The sequence below is a fragment of the Paenibacillus sp. KACC 21273 genome (genome assembly GCF_028736095.1).
In the GTDB taxonomy this organism is placed as follows: Bacteria; Bacillota; Bacilli; order Paenibacillales; family Paenibacillaceae; genus Saccharibacillus; species Saccharibacillus kyungheensis.
Genome location: NZ_CP117876.1, coordinates 1,959,482 through 1,978,668, shown reverse-complemented (window position 1 = coordinate 1,978,668; position 19,187 = coordinate 1,959,482). Strand labels below are relative to the sequence as shown.

12 protein-coding genes and 1 other annotated feature (1 of these 13 cut by a window edge) are annotated in these 19,187 nt (G+C 37.4%); of the genes, 1 reads left to right on the top strand and 11 read right to left on the bottom strand.

Annotated features, from left to right (window positions below; translation table 11 throughout):
* Positions 1 to 44 (top strand) — a binding site (T-box leader) (it extends 186 nt beyond the left edge of the window).
* A gap of 208 nt (positions 45 to 252) precedes the next feature.
* The gene (gene serA, locus PQ460_RS08965) at positions 253 to 1,845 is read left to right on the top strand and encodes a phosphoglycerate dehydrogenase (protein WP_274172405.1); all 1,593 of its coding nucleotides are present in this window, start codon (positions 253 to 255) and stop codon (positions 1,843 to 1,845) included.
* A 130-nt stretch (positions 1,846 to 1,975) separates the two neighbouring features.
* Here the strand turns inward: serA and PQ460_RS08960 are convergent, their stop codons facing one another.
* The 11 genes from PQ460_RS08960 to PQ460_RS08910 all read right to left on the bottom strand — a co-directional run bounded on the left by PQ460_RS08960 (position 1,976) and on the right by PQ460_RS08910 (position 19,119).
* The gene (locus tag PQ460_RS08960) at positions 1,976 to 4,084 is read right to left on the bottom strand and encodes an alpha-galactosidase (RefSeq protein WP_274172404.1); all 2,109 of its coding nucleotides are present in this window, start codon (positions 4,082 to 4,084) and stop codon (positions 1,976 to 1,978) included.
* 42 nt (positions 4,085 to 4,126) lie between these two features.
* Positions 4,127 to 4,972 carry a carbohydrate ABC transporter permease gene (locus PQ460_RS08955; protein ID WP_274172403.1) on the bottom strand — a complete coding sequence of 282 codons (846 nt, stop codon included), beginning with the start codon at positions 4,970 to 4,972 and terminating at the stop codon, positions 4,127 to 4,129.
* Between the two features lie 24 nt (positions 4,973 to 4,996).
* Positions 4,997 to 5,887: a carbohydrate ABC transporter permease gene (locus PQ460_RS08950; protein ID WP_274172402.1), complete on the bottom strand. Its 891-nt coding sequence runs from the start codon at positions 5,885 to 5,887 to the stop codon at positions 4,997 to 4,999.
* Positions 5,888 to 5,978: 91 nt separating this feature from the next.
* Complete coding sequence (locus PQ460_RS08945) at positions 5,979 to 7,292, bottom strand: ABC transporter substrate-binding protein (protein ID WP_274172401.1); 1,314 nt, start codon at positions 7,290 to 7,292, stop codon at positions 5,979 to 5,981.
* Positions 7,293 to 7,408: 116 nt separating this feature from the next.
* Positions 7,409 to 9,037, bottom strand: a complete 1,629-nt coding sequence (locus PQ460_RS08940; RefSeq protein ID WP_274172400.1) for a response regulator transcription factor — start codon at positions 9,035 to 9,037, stop codon at positions 7,409 to 7,411.
* Entirely contained in the window at positions 9,034 to 10,764 is a 1,731-nt protein-coding gene (locus tag PQ460_RS08935; RefSeq protein ID WP_274172399.1) for a sensor histidine kinase, read from the bottom strand. The genes PQ460_RS08940 and PQ460_RS08935 overlap by 4 nt, the downstream gene beginning before the upstream one ends.
* Positions 10,765 to 10,936: 172 nt before the next feature.
* On the bottom strand, positions 10,937 to 13,201 hold the full coding sequence (locus PQ460_RS08930; protein WP_274172398.1) for a carbohydrate-binding protein: 2,265 nt from the start codon (positions 13,199 to 13,201) through the stop codon (positions 10,937 to 10,939).
* 195 nt (positions 13,202 to 13,396) lie between these two features.
* Positions 13,397 to 14,845 (bottom strand): HAMP domain-containing sensor histidine kinase, encoded by a 1,449-nt coding sequence (locus tag PQ460_RS08925; protein WP_274172397.1) that lies wholly within the window; start codon positions 14,843 to 14,845, stop codon positions 13,397 to 13,399.
* A complete protein-coding gene (locus tag PQ460_RS08920; RefSeq protein ID WP_069327893.1) occupies positions 14,846 to 15,562 on the bottom strand; it encodes a response regulator transcription factor in 717 nt (238 codons plus the stop codon).
* A 48-nt stretch (positions 15,563 to 15,610) separates the two neighbouring features.
* A complete protein-coding gene (locus PQ460_RS08915; RefSeq protein WP_273612891.1) occupies positions 15,611 to 16,333 on the bottom strand; it encodes a pseudouridine synthase in 723 nt (240 codons plus the stop codon).
* A gap of 152 nt (positions 16,334 to 16,485) precedes the next feature.
* Complete coding sequence (locus PQ460_RS08910; protein ID WP_274172396.1) at positions 16,486 to 19,119, bottom strand: beta-mannosidase; 2,634 nt, start codon at positions 19,117 to 19,119, stop codon at positions 16,486 to 16,488.
* Positions 19,120 to 19,187 lie beyond the last annotated feature (68 nt).

Here is a 19,187-nt window from a genome sequence, read left to right as displayed (position 1 = left end):
GAACAGCGAATTAGGGTGGTACCACGACAGCTCTCGTCCCTTTGCTACAGTAGTAGTGTGCGGATGAGTGCTTTTTTTGTATGATTTTTACTTTCATGCGGTAGTGCGTTCACCCATTGAACTTTCAAATTCAATTAGGTACGATATTAACATTGTATCGCTGTTTTAGCGCTGACAGCAGATACGAATGTTTATATAGATGATAACTTATTATTTTACAGAGACTGACCATTTTGGAGGAGGAAAGAAATAATGTTTAAGGTATTGGTATCAGACCCGATCAGTGATCTAGGAATTCAACAATTGGTAGACGCTCAAGATATTATTGTGGATAAGCAGACTGGACTTAGCGAAGATGAATTAGTCGGTATTATCGGTGACTACGATGCTCTACTTGTACGTAGCCAGACGACAGTAACCAAAAAAATCATGGAAGCTGCCACCAAGCTCAAAGTCGTTGGACGTGCGGGCGTAGGCGTAGACAATATTGATCTAAATGCTGCAACAGAACGCGGTATCATTGTGATTAATGCACCAGACGGTAACACCATTACTACCTGTGAACATACTTTTGCGATGATGATGGCTCTTGCTCGTCATATCCCTCAAGCTTATGCCAAAACGATTGGCGGTACTTGGGATCGTAAATCTTTCCTCGGGGTTGAATTACGTAACAAAACATTAGGCGTACTGGGTATGGGCCGCATCGGTAGTGAAGTAGCGAAGCGTGCCAAAGCATTCGGTATGGAGATTCTAGGATATGATCCTTTCTTAACACAAGAACGTGCCGATAAAATGGGCGTTACTTTAGCGAGTGTCGATGAAATTATACGTAATGCTGATTTTATGACGGTACATACACCGTTAACACCAGAAACAAAACATATGATCTCTACAGCACAATTCCAGGTCATGAAAAAAGGCATGCGTATTATTAACTGTGCACGCGGTGGTGTAATCGACGAGACGGCTCTAATCACTGCTGTGAATGATGGTATTGTTGCAGGTGCTGCTTTTGACGTATTCGAAAGCGAACCTCCTCAAGCTGATCATCCATTTTTGAGTCATCCGCAAATTATCGTTACTCCACATCTAGGTGCATCTACGATTGAAGCACAGGAAAATGTAGCGATTGATGTATCCGAACAAGTATTACACATTTTACGTGATGAGCCGTTCAAAAATGCGGTTAATATGCCTCCAGTAGCTGCAAGCGTGATGAACAAATTACAACCTTACTTCTCCCTCGGTGAGAAACTAGGTAGCTTTGCTGCTCAAATGGCAACGCAAGCGATTCAAGAAATTCGTATTGATTATGCAGGCGATCTATCTGAAGTCGATACACAACCATTAACACGTTATATTCTAAAAGGGATTCTTGCCCGTCATATGGGTGATGAAGCGAATATTGTAAACTCGATGCACCTTGCCAAAGTACGTGATCTTAATGTGATTATTACAAGCGCTCCATCGACAAAAGGCTTTACGAACTTGATCACTGTGAGTCTTAAAGGACAAAACGGTGAAGAACCTCGTGTAGCAGGAACATTGTTAGCAGGTTACGGCGAGCGTATCGTGCGTATCAATGATTACTCTGTCGATGTATTGCCAAGCGGTCACCAAATCTTGATCTCTCATACAGATAAGCCGGGTATTATCGGTAATGTAGGTTCATTGCTTGGACAAAAAGATGTCAATATTGCTTCAATGCAAGTAGGACGTAAGCAAGAAGGCGGCGAAGCGATTATGATCTTGACAGTTGATAAAGATGTTAACAAAGATGTTCTATCCGCTCTTGTCGAATTGCCTAACTTGAACAAAGCACAAGAAGTGGTACTGGTATAAAACACTTCTATTATAGTAGTGACTCATATCTTACTTCATAAAATCAGCAAAAAGCCAACTGTTTTAGGACATCATACCTAACGACAGTTGGCTTTTTGTTTTGCTTTTCAGAATAAATTATGAACCCGTTCTATATACCATGTATTTCATAAAGACGTGCCGAATATGCTGAAGGTAATTCTATACTGAGTAGTCCAGTAATCGGATTCCAATCAAATGTACTGTCTTGTACAGCAGGATAAGCTTGTTTTATATGCAGTTGTTTGTTAGTCCAATCAGATAAAGGTATAGATTGTACTGGTTCTCCTGTCATACGCCATACTGCCAAATAAATGACCTTATCACAATTCATGGCAAAGGCAAGCCAATCATCTCCAAAATTAGGTAAGCCTAATGGCCAAAATGGTTGCCCTTGTGCTAACTGTTGACGAATCGTTTTGTAATACGTTATAGCTTCACGAATAAATGCTATATGATCTGCTTGAATTTCTGCTATATGTCCACTTTGATGAATACGCAATAATAACGTATTAACCATATTCATAATCACTTCTTCGCTATGTCCATCACACAATGGATAAGACCAGACAGCAGCTTGCTCTGGTGTCACAGCTGAAGCTGATGCAGCTGCAATCACAGCATTTTTGCGATAATCCGTTTGATCACTTGTTGATTGAATACTATGTCTACTGAGCAAAGCGTAATCCATTCTCAATCCACCACTACCACAGTTTTCAATCACAAGATCAGGATATTGTAACCAGATCTGATCAAGCCATTTAAGATAGGCTTGATTATGTTGTAACAATCCATCTCCAAAACTATCTGCTTGCCACTCGGTGCCTACACCTGCATTGATATTATAATCCATTTTGATATAACCTACTTTGTATTCGTTCACTAAGCGGTTAATCACACGATTGGCATGCTCAATCACTTCTGGATGGCGGAAATCAAGCTGATAACGAGCATGATCAATGACACGATGTCCATGACGTGTGAAAAACCATTCGGCTGGCACTTGATCCGCTAACTCGCAAGCAACTCCCATCACTTCAAGTTCTAACCATAATCCTGGCACCATACCTTTTTGACGAATATATGCTAATACTTCTTCAATTCCATTAGGAAAGCGAGCTTGAGAAGGCAACCATTCCCCTACTCCATCCCACCAATAACCGTCTGAATACCAACCACAATCAATACAATAATATTCACATCCTATTTCAGCTGCGGCATCAATTAAAGGAAGCAATGCTTCTGTAGTCGGTTCTCCAAACAGACAATTCATATAATCGTTAAAAATGACAGGCAATTGTTGATTATCTTTATTAGGTCTACGGATAACACGACGATAATCTGTCAAAATGGCTAATGCTTGGTCTATACCTTTTGCTGATAAGGCAACACTAACAGGAACAGAAGTAAAACTCATACCTGGTTGTAGATTTTTCCACCATTGATGTTCTTGTTCTGTCGGTCCGCTCGCCTGAATATACAACATGTCTACCATATCACTTATTTCCCAGTGCCAAGACCCGTTGTGCTCAATTTGCCATGCTAGACCTGATCCAGTTTCTTTATTTTCGATATAAGCTAAAGGTAGATACTGAGAACTTGACCATGTTCCTGTCGATTGATAACTCAATCGTTTCATCGAAAATTCATTGACATGATGTAATCCAAGCTGTGCTAGAGTATAGTGTTGCCATTGTACTTCACCATACCACGTATTATGTGGAATCGATAATTGATAACGCTGATCTCTCGGTTGCTTCCCGCCGGGCAATAACCCTGTATACGCAAACGATGAAACATATTCTAATCCAACCGATTGATTTCCTTTATTCGTAATAGTAGTCCAACAACGAATTACTGGAATTTGATTATAAAATTGAATATGAACTTCTACTTCTAAATCTGTTTTTACATCTATCATCTGAAATACAAGTTTTCGACCTTTGTCTGTAGACATATCTTCTATCTGCTGTAAACGAAGTCTTTTAGCAGGTAATGTACCGGTGTGCTTAGAACCATGATGATCATCGTGATTTTCACCACTTGCTTGTATTTCTACCATTCTGAATTTTGCTCTCTTTTTTTCAGACCATTGCTTGGCTTCTGGATAAGCATGTGTCCCAATATACAATAGTCGTACATCTTGGTCTTCAGTAATTTCAATTAATATATGAATACCATTTTCTTCAATTTCTAACCATTGAGTTGGTTGTAAAAACATAAAGTAGGCTCCTAGTTCATTATTTTTGTCATTGCGTTATAGCTAACCTTTTACTGCACCTGCTGTCATACCTTCTACAAGGAAACGCTGTAGAAATAAAAACATAATAACTACAGGAAGTACGCTCAATACAGAAGAAGCCATCATGCTACCCCAATCGGTCTGATACAATCCTTTAAATAAGTATATTCCCGGTGTTAGTGTACGGTGCTGTTCATCATTAATAAATACGAATCCGAACATAAATTCATTCCATGAATTCAAAAACCCGAACATACTTGTAGAGACTAGACTGGGTAATGACACAGGTAACAAAATCCGAAAAATAGTACCTACTCGTGTGCAACCATCGATTTCGGCAGACTCTTCCATATCAATTGGAATCGAGTCAAAAAAACCTTTCATCATAAATGTACATAATGGCACTGTAAATGTTGTGTACGCCAATATAAGCGAACTATACGTATTAATTAAATGCAGTTCTTTCATGGTGAGGTATAAAGGAATTAATAATAACACTCCTGGAATCATCTGTGAGAGTAACATCGCTACCCCAAACAACTTCACACCACGAAAGCGAACAAATCGACTTAACGCATATCCTGCAAAAATAGAAATGATCAACGAAGCTGCTGTTACCACTAAAGAAACATACACACTATTTTTGAAAAAGGTTAAAAAGCTAGAACTTGTTAATACATTAATAAAGTGTTCTATTGTAGGATGCTGAATCAAAAAACTGGGTGTTAATGTACGAATCTCATTATCAGGTTTTAATGAAGTCACTACCATCCATAAGAATGGAAACAAACAATAGAAAGAAAATCCGATGAGTACAATATAAGTAATACTTTGTACTATCCATTGTTTCCGTTTGCTTATAAGCATATCTATCTACTCCTTACCTATAGTCTAGTTTTTAGATTTACGACTATTGATCACATAATACATAATAAATGCTGTCATCATTACTCCAAGCATCATAGAAGATAATGCCGAAGCATTTCCAAAGTTATAATCTTCCATCGCATAGCGATAAATCTGAATCGGCAACGTCTCTGAAGAATACAATGGGCCACCTTGTGTCATAATCCATATAAAGTCGAAGTTGATAGCTGTCCAAATTAAATGTACAAAAATAAGGGTTAACGATATCGTTTTTAATTGTGGTAATACGATATAAAAAAAGCGCACGCGGATGCCTGCACCATCAATAGCTGCTGCTTCCATCACTTCTTTGGATACAGTTTGTAATCCAGCTAATAAGCTGATTGTAAAGAAAGGAAAGCTTCTCCATATGTTTACAAAAACGATAGTGAATAAAGCAGTATTCATTTCTCCTAACCAATAGTACGGTTGATCAATGACGCCTAATTGGATCAACCAATAGTTAATTACGCCATAATCAGGTGCAAGCATCCATGTCCATGTCATCCCTGCGATAACGATCGGCACTACCCACGGTATAATAATGATTCCACGAAATAATGTTCTCCCACGTATAGGTTGATTCAAAGCAATAGCTGAACTTAAACCAAGTATATATTCTCCAGTTACAGACAATAACGTCCAGATAATTGTATTTCGCAATGCAGTCAAAAAATATTCATTTGATAATACTTCTCGATAATTGGCTAAATGAGCAAAACCCGTTTGAGTTGCATTGAGCATATTTTTGAATTGAAAACTATCCCACACTACTGTAATTAAAGGGTACGCATTTAAAAGTAAAAAAAAAGCAAAAGCAGGTAAGACAAAATAATAAGCAACTAATCGTATTCGTTTTTCTCTCAATGTCAACATCATATTCACCACTTTTTTCAAGATAACCTAAATAGATAATGTGGTTTGAACAATATCTATTTAGGCTTTAGCTCGTTCAAGTTAAACGAAATTAACTGCCACTCAATTGATTGGTTTTTTGCAAATTCTCATTAATAGCTTGTGACAACCAAGTAGCTATTTGTTCAGGTGAATCGTTTTTGAGCAGCAAGCGAGCAATAGAGTCTTCCATTGATTGACTGATCCCACTTAAAGATACTGGCGGAAACGAAACGCCTTGCGATGTCAACTTCATAAACTCTTTGCCCCATTTATCACTTTCTACATCGGTTCGAGCAGATTTGGATGGGTTGACAGCTTGTTGATATTCTTTGCTCATTAAAAATGAAGCAAATTCCCAAGCTTGTTTGGTATGTTCGGTGTTATAGACAAATAATGGCGCTACCTCCATAAACGTAGCTGGTTGGTCGCTATACGGTGGAGCAGCAATTTTGACATCACTCATTCCTTCTGGATTTTCGGATGTACGTCCTTCAATCCAAGCTCCATTTACAACCATTGCGTATTGAGCCAGTACAAAGTTCTGATCTTCTTCTTCCCAACCCCATGTTTTGGCATTAGGATCTACTACCTGTTGCGCATTCATATCTTTATAAAATTGGAATACTTCTGCTACTTTTTGTAATGCTTGCGGATTATCTTGCCACGTATTTTTATATTTTCCATCTGCTTGTTTTTCTGCTATAGATAGACCTTTTTGCGCTAAATATGTCATCAACTCTTGTGAAGCACGAACTCCTGTACCAGCAAATCCAAAAGCGTATTTGTTCGTTTTTGCTTTGATAACAGGTCCCATTTGAAGTAACTCATCCCACGTTTTTGGTGGTGCATCATAACCAGCTTGTTTTAAAATATTTTCATGATATAGCAATGCTCTTATACCTAAATAGTTAGGCAAAGCTTTTACTTTTTCATCAATTGTTAACGCCTTCATTACATTTGGATAAAAAATATCTTTGTCTTTCCATTCATTCATATAAGGTGTCAAATCAGCAAGCGCATTCATTTGATTAAACTCGCCTACCCATTCGCCTAGCCCCCAACTAAGATCAGGAGAATCACCGGCTGTTATAGCAGCTACTAATTTGTCATGCAATACATCATACGTAATCACTTGTAGATTGATATTGATATCTGTATGTTCTTGATCGAACTTTTTGATCTGTTGTTCTATCGTTTTACCTTCTGTCGTACTAGGATCAAGTGCAGCCCAAAAATTTAGAGTTACTGCTTGATCAGTGGAACCTTCATTAGATGTTGTAGCGTTAGAAGCACTGCCACTACAGCCTGTCATCATAACAATTGCTGCCATAGCTACAATCGCTAACTTGCTCATCTTTTTGTATCTCATTGGTTGTTGTCTCATGGTCTTCTCCCCTTTATATTTCATGAATGAAGTAGTTTCTGAATTTATTGTAAGCGATATCAATAATCCTTTATATGTGAATAAATTCAGATAAATGTTTAATTTATTCAACATTATTAAGACTCATTATTTTCGATTTTATGATGTTGCTTAAATAGACTTGGTTGAGTACCTACTATTTTTTTAAAAACCTGACTAAAATAACGTGCATCGCTATATCCTACTTTTTCAGCAATTTCATATGTTTTTAAATCTGTGCTTACCAATAATGTTTTAGCTTTTTCTATCCTGATTTTTGTCAAAAACTCTAAAAATCCTTCACCTGTTTCGTTTTTAAATAACGTACAAAAATAATTTTTATTAATAAAAAATCGTTGTGAAATATTTTCTAGAGTGACAGTATTATAATTTTCTTGGCTGTATACTTTGATTGTTTTGATTAACTGACTACCTGATTTGGTGCGTAAATTCCCGGAAACTTGTTGTACATGTAGCTCTATTATTTGTTGAAAGATATATTTTACTTTTTCAATATTTAGTTCTACTAAATAGAATTTGGCTTCTACTAATAACAGCATAATTTGAGCATGATCAGTGCTTGCTTCGACCCGGTTAAGTAACTGAACAATACCTATCTTGATTTCTCGACTACTCATCTTGTCGATTGCTTCCTTTTCAAATACGTGATTGAGCTGATCTATAAATTGTTGCCCACTACGTTCTGATGCGGTTTCAATTGTAATTTTCAACAATGTATTTAGCTCTTTCCATATTTCTTCACTAACAGATTTGTGATGTTGAACTTCAGCTTCATCTTTACCAAAAAAAGAAATAGTATCTGTGTGGGATAGTGTCAAATGATCGATAGCATGAATCGATTCAGTATATGCTTTCTTTATAGCTGTAATACGCTGCTTTTTGGCACTCACACCAATTTTGATCGTAATATGCAAATAAGCAGTTAACGCAGTATGAATTCTTTTAAGCCAATGTGTAAACAAATGTTCCGATATATCTGCACGTACAAAAAATAAAAATTCATTCAATTCATTCAAGTTTCTAAACACTTCTGTGTCTGCGTAATACGTTGCAACGTTTTCTTTAATAATATTTCGAGCAGCAAAATAAAAAATAGACAAATCTCCTTTGTAACGACTATTCATATTAGAGGTTAAATCAAATAATTTGATAGTAACGATATAATACGGATACTCTGGTAATGGAAATTTAAGTTGATCTGCTTCAACAATCAATTCATTTTCTTCTCGTTGTGCTGTACTTAGAAGATGACTTAACCATTCATCTTGCATTAATTGGATACCTTGATATAATCGAGCATTCTGATTACGAGATTCATGTTGTTGTTTGGATTCCTGTTTTATTTGCTCTTCTAATTTACTTAGTAAGATTAGCAATTCAGCTTCATTTAAAGGTTTGAGTAAGTAATCGACTACATTTAATAAAAAGGCAGGACGTGAATAATCAAAATCGTTATATCCGCTTAAAGCAATCGCTTTGGCAGTATAAGAGGAATTTTTTAACCATGCCAAAAATTCTAAGCCATCCATATGAGGCATTCGAATATCAGTTAAGATTACATCAGGTTGATACTGTTCTACCATTTGACATGCTTCTTCTCCGTTATACGCATGACCCACAATAGACCAACCATAGTGCTCCCAATGGATACATTGTTTTAATTGATTGTGTATAGTCATTTCATCATCTACAATAAGAACTTTCATCTGGGGTTAAACTCCTTTAATGGCAGACGGAACACAATCATTGTTCCAGTACCTGCCTTACTATATACTTGTATGCCATATTGGGTTCCACAAATGAACTTAATACGTGTCTGAATATTAATTAATCCGATAGAATCTAATGTTTGTTGTGAAGCGGTATGATACTGCTCTAACACAGATGACAATTGGTGAAGATTTTCTTCAGATATGCCTATTCCGTTATCTAATAATCGAATAATAATTTCAGAGTGAATATAGTCTATAGAAGCGGTAAGACGCATTAGTTTCCTACTATTCTGCTGTGGAATTAATCCATGTTCGACTGCATTTTCAATAACAGGTTGCAAAATAAGTTTGGGAATCCATACCGAGTTTATTTCAGAACTTACATGAATACGAATTCCTATGCCTTCTGGCAATCGCTTGTTGATAATTAATAAGTAATTACGAATATGAGAAATTTCACTTTTGACTTGAACCCATTCTTCATTGATATTGATATTGTATCTATACATATTGCTAAGCGATTGACAGATTATACGCATCTCTGGAACTTGATTTACAGCAGCAATATTGGAAATTAGTTGTAAGGTATTAAACAAAAAATGGGGCGATATCTGAGCTTGTAATGCTTTAATTTGTGACTGCTGATTGATCAATTGTAATTTCAATTCATAGTTCATATGATTTTGGATTTTGTCGATCATACGATTAAAATGTTTACTCAAAAATCCGATTTCATCATAAGCTAAAATCTGCACTCTAGCATTGTAATTACCTTTTTCGATTTCATTCATTTTTTTTCGAAGTTCAATAATAGGACGAGTGATACTATAACTCAGCAAAATAGATAACAAAATCATAATAACAAGCGAACCTATGATAATTGCAAATGCTAAATGTCGAAAAAAGATTAATTGCGGATTGGTTTGAAATTCATAATGCAAAATAAGACCATTTGAACCGAGTGGGGTTTGGATCATTTTGCTCTGTTTATCACTATCCGCATAATGATATGTTGTACCGATCTGACTATGATCAGAATGATAAATAATGTTTTGATCATGATCTGAAATAATAATTTTACCTTTATAAAAGGTATTGTATCGTTCTACCATCGTTGTGAATGGTTGTACTTGCATATCAATAGTTAACACAGCGAATGGATCACCCATCCATTTAATAGGATATAAATAATGAATAATAGGCTGATTATAAGGACTGCTATAATCAAATACGAGTGTTGGAGTTTTGTAAGGGGCATGCAAATGGTTAATTAGCGATTGATTATAAGAAGATGCTAATTGCAAATAATAATTAGGAAAAAATCCATTGTAATGTCTGCCTTTAAAATCAATTACATACATTCCTAAAATATGTTCGATATTAGAATTGTTATATATATTCAAATAAAATTGTTTGATTTGTAATCTTGTTTCATAATCCAATTCTTGTCGTGAATTAGACTTGCTAATGGTATGTAGACTGCTCACAAGTTCATATTGAGAATAGATTAAATAGGAGCTTTCTTGTAGCTGATCTAGATACTGCTCTAATTGGATTCTCAAATCTTGTTGGATTCGATTTTGAGCAATCTTTTGGTCTTCTCGATCATTTTGAGAGATTTGATATAAAATAATAAGCGAAGTTAAAATTAGTGGACAAATCGTGGTAACTAGCATTGCTAATAAAATTTTTAAACGTACACTTTTATGCTTTATAGACATCAATCATCCCACCTCATTCTCGGATGTATTTATTATAATGAATATATTTAAAATTTAGTTAATATCTTGTCACTCTTATTTTCTTAGGTATGTAAGGATTAGGCATTGCGATTTTCGAAAGAAAACAGAGAGAAAACTGCCTTGTATCAGACAGTTTTCTCTGCAATGCCGTTTAGCTTTGATTCGAAGAATAAACATCAGCTATAACTGAATCGTTATTTGCTATTGAATTGCCAGTATTATTAATAATCGGCATTGCGATTTGAATACGATCGATGTTTGGCGCATAGGCTGAAGCGTTAGTAAATTTAATCGTATTTGTACCTGCTTTCAAATTCACATCAAATACCATAGTCTTATAATTATTCCACTGACGTGTATTAAAGAAATTAGGACTTTGCGCTTGATCTCCATTAACTGTAATAGTAGCTACACGCTCGACAACGTTATTATTGTACGAATGTTCCCCTTTTACTTCTGCATTTGCAAATGTGACAACCATTCGGTACTTCCCTGCTTTTGGTGCAGTAATATCGTTAAATTGTAAAGTGTTACTCGCTCCATTGCCGATATAACCAACATATTTTCCACCAGATGCTGCTGCATCATCTGTTACAATTGCAGTCCCTCCTAACACATTGCTATTACTTTCAGCTTCATATGAATTGATCGCTGTTGTATTAGGGCTAATCTCTAAATAATCCAAGTTCACTGCATCAGATTCATCCGTTGTGAAAGCATTGTAACTGATACGATTAATACCTGCATTTAAAAATACAGAAGTTGTTTTTGTATTCCATGTATTCCAATTAGCTGTAGAATCCAGATTAACAGTTGTTAAATCACTTCCATTGAGAACTAATTTTAATTGACGGGTAGTAGGTGCATTGCTAAATGGGCCAGCACTATAGCGCAGATTCAAATTATAATAACCATTTGTAGGTGCACTCACTATAAACTCTGTTGACGCATTATTTGTATTTCCATAACCTTCTACAAAATAAGTGCCAGAGTATCCTGTATTTGAACCATAAGTCACTTTAGCTGTTCCATTTAATTTTGCATATTCGGCTTCATAACGATTTGAACTGTTATTAATGGTTTGGCTATTTGTATTAGGACTTACAATAATTTGATAAGCAGAAAGTGCTTTTAAATTATGAATAGGTACTGTAATCTGACCATTAGTAACTGGATAATTTTGCTCTTGCACACTATAAGGATCATTTGCAGGATTAGTACCTGAATTATCTACGCCTATAATAGATACATGCACATTTTTGCTCATGTATGATGCAGTATCCAAACCTTTAATCACAACATCTGTTGAGTATACATCTGAAGGATTAACAGAACCACCAAATAGAATTCTAGCTTGTTTTTTATCAGGATCAAGAGCTGCTAATGCTTGTAATGATCCATTGGTTGTTGGTGGAGTAACTGTAACCGTATGACCTGTTAATTGACCATACCATTTGTACAACCACCAACCACCTGTAGGTTTGTTGTTCTCGGTCACTAGATCATTTAATGTTCCGGCAGCCGTCCAATAAGCTAGCATTCCATCTACTTTGCTATTTTCTAAACGAGTCATCCATTGTATTAAATTACCAGGTACTCCAAGATCGCCAGAAATACGTGCATACTCGTTAATTGCAATCGGTCTAGCTGAAATTCCTAATTTTTTTTCAACATTACGATAATGATTATAATGGTTATACCAGTCTGTAAAGAAATCATTGCCCAGCTCATGCCATGTGGTGACATCCGGTAAAACATTATTATTTTTGGCATAAGTAAAGAAATCATCATAGAATTGAGCATGATAAGCAGCCAAGTTTGGCCCAGCTATTTTGGCTTGAGAGTCCAATGAGCGAATATGATTATAGACTGTTTTCCAATCTGCAAAAAATTTATTTCTTGCTTCTTGTCCACTCGCATTATTGTAATTATTTATGCCTTGATACCAGATGCCATCAGGCTCATTGAAAGGGACATAGACGAATTTGGAATGATTAGGATCTGCTACTACTTTGGGTACCATTACGTCAATCTTTTTCAAATAATCTTGTAATCCCAAGTTCTCATAAGGCCAATTTTCATAAATATCCTGCATATAAATTTGAATTTCTTTGCCGCCGGCTTTAATAAATTCCGGTGCTACTTTTAAAGCATCACCATTCGGATGTTGTGCGCCATCAGGAGCTTTTTGCGCAATCGCTTGAGGATTTAGAGGTGCTAACATAGTAGATGAAGGAACTCCATCGCTTCCTAACCCATATAAAAAACCAGATGCTCCGTACTTTATACTGCCAGTATTGCTAGCAAGGTCTACTACAATCTGCGGGCTAGCTGCTTTAGCTGATCCTGATCCTCCCCATATACTCACTAGTACAGTTGTCACTACTAAAACTGAACTCCACTTTCTACTTCTCATAGCATCAAGCTCCTTTTAACATATAGTTTTTAAAACCACCAAAAAAGTAAGCGATTACATTTTCGTTTACAATACATACTTTATCAGTTACAAAAGCGGCTTTATAGGAGACAAAACTTAGAATACTGTTTTTTATATTCAGAAATTCGATATTTTTGCCAAAGAAAAAAGACTAGCATATTTGCTAGCCTTTTTTTATTTGTTATATGTTCCTATTGCATTTGACGACACTTCTTCAGAATGCTGAATCGGGAGCAATAACGTAAATTCAGTGCCTTTGCCGATAATACTATCTGCTGTAATACTTCCATGATGAGCTTCTACGATATTACGTACAATCGCAAGACCTAGACCTGTACCACCAGCTTCGCCGCGTACACGAGCTTTGTCTGCTTTGTAAAAGCGTTCAAAAATAAAAGGAAGATCGTCCATCGGTATACCTGCTCCTGTATCCTGGAATACCACCCGCACATGCTCTTTTTCCATATGAGCCGTTACGGTAATTGTTCCACCGGCAGAAGTATGGCGAAAAGCATTATCAAGCAAGTTGGTGAATATTTGCTCTAACCGATCGACATCGGCATACAAATGCAAGAACTCGTCACGTACAAAGTTAAGTTTGAGTTCTCTTTCTTTGGCTCGAACAGTAAATTTACGATAGACTCGATCCATTAATTCATTCAGATCGATCTCATCAAAATTCATATCGATATGACCGGCTTCCATGCGTGCAAGATCTAATAAATCTTGCACCAATCTACCCATACGTAATGATTCATCATAGATGACCTGTACCAATTCGTCGCTTTCTTCTTTGGACGTAGCCATCCCATCAAGCAATGCTTCACTATACCCTTGAATCATCTGCAAAGGTGTACGAATCTCATGAGATACATTAGCTACAAAGTCACGACGCATCTTCTCTGCTTTGACCTCATCTGTCACGTTACGCAGTACCGATACGGTTCCGCGTACATCGTTACCCGAGTATAAAGGAGCCATATTAACAGACCAGACTTGCTGTTTGACATGAATATTAGAACTTTGATCCTGACGTTCTCGAATAACGCTCTGGAACATCGGATATAGTGGTTCTGGCACTTTGGTATCGGCTGTGATTCCATCTTGTTCTTGACGTTCCCAGCCTGCTTTGTGCCATGTATCCATAATCATTTCGCCTGGTGGATTATGCAGAATCATATTCCCGGATTTGTCGAATGTAATCACAGCATCTCCCATACTGCGGAGTATGCTTGCCATTTGTTCTTTTTCCAGTTGTAAATTCTGAATATTTTTTTCCAATTCTTCTGCCATATGATTAAAAGCGCTCGCTAATTGACCAATCTCATCACTGGTTTGCAAAGAGACACGCGTATTGTATTTTCCTTTGCGAATCCCGTCTGCGGCTTGAATTAATTGCTGCATCGGTTGTGTAATTTTGGTCAATAAAAAAAGAGCAAAAAAAGTAGTCATCGAGAATCCTACGATGGAGACATAGGTAAATAACCGTTTGATCGAACCGGAATTGGTAAATGTACTATCGATATAAGGTAGCAAAAATAAACCGAGTGTTAACAGTACACAAGCCACTAATGCGCTAATCGTCAGCCACAACTTACCGACAAGCGTTCTCCAGAAGTCCACTTATTTTGGAACCTCTAACTTGTAACCAACGCCCCATACCGTAGTGATCATTGCGGCTGATTCAGGTGATACTTTATTTAGCTTTTCACGCAACCGTTTTACATGGGTATCTACTGTACGCAAATCACCAAAAAACTCATAATTCCAGACATCTTTGAGCAATTCTTCACGTGAGAATACTTTATCCGGCGATACCGCTAGAAAATGAAGCAATTCGTATTCTTTCGGCGTTAAGCTAATCTCGTGTCCACTTGCGGTTACACGATGTGCATCATGCTCAATAATCAGGTTTGGAAATACGATATTGTTGCTTGAGTTGTTTTCTTGAGAAAGGTACGCTGTTGCTGAAGAGCGACGCATAATCGCTTTGACCCGATAGATCACTTCACGCGGACTGAATGGCTTAACGACATAATCATCTGCGCCCACTTCAAATCCTTGCACACGATTGACTTCTTCCCCTTTAGCGGTAAGCATCAATACGGGTGTTGATTTGACTTGACGTAGACGACTACATACTTCGATACCATCGATTCCCGGCAACATTAGATCAAGCATAATTAAGCCGTAATCTTCTGCTACTGCTTTGCGTAGCGCAGCTTCTCCGTCTTCAGCTTCATCAATCTCATAGCCTTCTTTTTCTAAATACATGCGTAGTAAACGGCGAATACGTTCTTCGTCATCCACTACTAAAATGCGATTCATCTGGTCACTCATTCACTAAAGCCTCCTAGCTGTCATCAATGGATATAAATGATCTCTATGTTATGCTTTACCGCTGCTTTTTAGCTTATCAATTTCTTCTTTGGTCAGGTGGCGATATAGACCACGCTTCAAATTACCTACGAGTAATTCGCCAAAAGAAATCCGTTTCAACCGAATCACTTTATGAGACAAAGCTTCGAACATACGACGAATCTGACGGTTTCTACCTTCATGAATCGTTACACGTATCGTTGCTTGCTTCTTCTCTGTATCAATATCATAATAATCCGCTTCAGCAGGTTGAGTCATTCCATCTTCCAATTGAATCCCTTGGCGGAATTTCTCTAGTGCTGTACCGTGTGGTACGCCTTCTACCGTTACATGATATGTTTTGGGTACGTGATGTCTTGGATGAGTTAAGCGATTAGCCAGTTCTCCATCATTCGTCAAAATTAAAAGACCTTCTGAATCGTAATCCAGTCGTCCTACAGGATATACACGTTCACGAACACCTTTAAGATAATCGCCTACAATTTTACGTCCTTCTGGATCAGAAGCACTTGTAATAACCCCTTTAGGTTTGTTGAACATAATATATACTTTTTTCTCCGCAGCAATCGATCGTCCATTAACAATAATCTCGTCCACTGTTGGATCTGCTTTGGTTCCAAGCTCAGTGACAACTTCACCATTCAGAGTTACTTTACCTGCTACAATTAACTCTTCACATTTACGTCGGGAAGCTATACCTGCTTGTGCTAATATTTTTTGCAATCGTTCCATAATAGTTAATTCACCTCACACTAATGATACTCATCTATGCACAAAATCACAAGACACTCCCCAAGTTTATTGTGATTTTAGGGAGTTTCATGTGATTTTGAAAGAATATATAGAGAAGCACAACTGACTATTTCATCAATCTAGATCAAATCTTACGAAATATGGATAAAATCTGCCATCGATTGAACTTGCAAATCTTCTGGCTTCGCAGGTACAAATTGTGGTGAATGAGATACCGATGGTTGTACAATATTGGATTCAGACTGCATTTCATTAGCATGGTGCACATCTTCTAGTGTCTGTAATTGCTTGAATTGAACTGTTTTGGTTACTCCAGGAATTAGATCAAAGAAGTTGTCGCTAAAGATGCCTTCGCTTGCTGTATTTAACCATATCTGACGCGCCAACACATCTGTGGTCAATTCATAAGCAATAACGCCATCGACTTCTGTTTCTACGACTTGAATATTCGGTTGTTGCAAAGGTAACTCGGTTGCAGATACAAAATAAGCAATCTCTGTATGAAGTAGTTGATTTTCGTGCTCTAATTCTGCTACCAGAATCGCTTCTGCTGGATTCACGTCTCCAAGTAACTGTTCTGTCGTCAAAGATAGTAATTGAATCGCTTCTCCGCCTGCAAGGGTAAGAGATTGCGGCATTTCTTTGTACAATGTACCGTCTATTCCAAGTACTTTGACACGAACTGTTAATGATTTGGGTGCAATCAGATCAGAGACAAGATGAATATTAACTGTACCTGAGACTGAATTATCAATCGATAGTAAAATATCTTCAAAGCTACGTTTGGCATAATATTGGACCGCTTTCCAGCGACCATAGTAATCCATACTCGACCATGATGCGACAGGCCAGCAATCATTCATTTGCCAGTATAATGTTCCCATACAATATGGTTTACGGCGACGATGAGCTTCGATGGCAGTTTTCATCGCTTCAGCTTGTAGAACCTGACTCATATAGAGAAACGAAGGAAAATCTTTTGGTGCTGGTAAATATTTATCCATGTATTCTTTGATCAATCGATTGCCTGCTCCATTTTTCTGATGACGAAGCATGACTTCAGATTCTAATTCCAAATCGGATTCTTCAGCATACGTACGAACCGATTTGTATTCTGGAAACGATTGGAACCCATACTCACTCATAAATCGACCGATATACGTATTGTAGCGTTCAAATGGCTCACTGTTATGCCATACACCCCAATAGTGGATATCTCCAGAATCTGTTATGCCGTGTGTATGTTGTTTTTCATTATTTGTCACTGCAACGATTGGCGATGACGGCCAGTATGAGATACCCGGATGCTCTACTCGCACTACTTCTGGTAATAACTCATGGAATAATGACTCATAATCAGCCCAGATCTGTGCACGCTGTTCTGTATTGTAGTCTTTTTTCCAACCCCAACCACCATCTTCTACATATTGAGACCACGCAGAATCGATCTCATTATTACCACACCAGAGTACAATACTTGGATGATTACGTAGTCGACGAATATTATCTTCGGCTTCTGCTTGAACACTATCTAAAAACTCTTCATCACCTGGATACATACTGCAAGCAAACATAAAATCTTGCCATACCAGAATACCGTATTCGTCACAGAGGTCATAAAATTCATCATTTTCATAAATACCGCCACCCCATACACGAAGCATATTCATATTGGATTCTACAGCGGTTACAATCTCATGACGATAACGCTCTAATGTCACTCGTGGTGAGAAGCTATCATTCGGAATATGGTTCGCCCCTTTAGCAAAAACAGGTACACCATTCAGTTCAAAATAAAACGAAGTGCCCGGATAATCTGGATGAGGTTCAGTCACCAGACGGATGGAGCGAATACCTGTCCGTTCTGATTTCACAGCAAGTGTCTGATTCTGCTCTAACACCTCTACTGTAAACGTATACAGATGAGCGTCTCCTAGACCTCTTGACCACCATAATTTAGGATTATCCAGTAAAAGTGGAATCTGTACAGCATCTGTACCTTCCGCTAATGTCACTGTCTGTTCCCAATTCTGTCCATCTGCATATACACGCAAGTTCACCTGACGTTCTTGTTCCGAATAAATTTGGACAACAGCTGTAAGATCAGCAGATTCTACATGCACTTGATTTTGACGAATATATACATTTTCGATACGTACGTCTGACCATGCGACTAATTCAGCTTCACGCCAGATACCGCTAGTTACAAAACGTGGACCCCAATCCCAGCCATAATGATAAGGAGCTTTACGAGCAAATACACTCACTCTTTGATCTCCTAGCTCACCAACTTCAGATTGATCATTGCTCGCAGGTAATCCGTAACCTAATGCTTTTAGCTTAGGTAAGTCTTCCATAATAGGAGAGCGGAAATGAATACGAATATCGTTAGCGCCTAATTTTACATAGGGCTTTACATCTGCACGCCATGTGCGGAACATATTATCTGCTGATAGTACATGCTGTTCATTAACATATACATCTGCATAGGTATCTAGACCAGCAAATACAAGTTCAATATGCGAATGATTGAGCACAGGTGCTTCTACATCAATCGTTGTTATGTACTCCCAATCTTTTTTATCAATCCATTGTACGTCTTTTTCATTCGTACCATAAAAAGGATTCGAAATTTTACCATTATCTAATAAGTCAGTATGCACTGTTCCTGGCACAGTAGCCGGTAACCATTCTGATTCATCGACAGCTTTGAAAGTCCATTGCTTTAACGATTGACGAAATTGTAGCGCTTGCAAATTAGTCATAAGACAAATTCATCCTTCCAATATTAGGTTATGAGTACACCTTACTACGACTGCATTTAAGAAGCAAA

Coding starts and splice junctions, on each gene's coding strand:
- PQ460_RS08915 (WP_273612891.1), bottom strand. CDS start 16,333: ATGGAACGATTGCAAAAAATATTAGCACAAGCAGGTATAGCTTCCCGA.
- PQ460_RS08955 (WP_274172403.1), bottom strand. CDS start 4,972: ATGCTTATAAGCAAACGGAAACAATGGATAGTACAAAGTATTACTTAT.
- PQ460_RS08940 (WP_274172400.1), bottom strand. CDS start 9,037: ATGAAAGTTCTTATTGTAGATGATGAAATGACTATACACAATCAATTA.
- PQ460_RS08935 (WP_274172399.1), bottom strand. CDS start 10,764: ATGTCTATAAAGCATAAAAGTGTACGTTTAAAAATTTTATTAGCAATG.
- PQ460_RS08945 (WP_274172401.1), bottom strand. CDS start 7,292: ATGAGACAACAACCAATGAGATACAAAAAGATGAGCAAGTTAGCGATT.
- serA (WP_274172405.1), top strand. CDS start 253: ATGTTTAAGGTATTGGTATCAGACCCGATCAGTGATCTAGGAATTCAA.
- PQ460_RS08950 (WP_274172402.1), bottom strand. CDS start 5,887: ATGTTGACATTGAGAGAAAAACGAATACGATTAGTTGCTTATTATTTT.
- PQ460_RS08910 (WP_274172396.1), bottom strand. CDS start 19,119: ATGACTAATTTGCAAGCGCTACAATTTCGTCAATCGTTAAAGCAATGG.
- PQ460_RS08920 (WP_069327893.1), bottom strand. CDS start 15,562: ATGAGTGACCAGATGAATCGCATTTTAGTAGTGGATGACGAAGAACGT.
- PQ460_RS08930 (WP_274172398.1), bottom strand. CDS start 13,201: ATGAGAAGTAGAAAGTGGAGTTCAGTTTTAGTAGTGACAACTGTACTA.
- PQ460_RS08960 (WP_274172404.1), bottom strand. CDS start 4,084: ATGTTTTTACAACCAACTCAATGGTTAGAAATTGAAGAAAATGGTATT.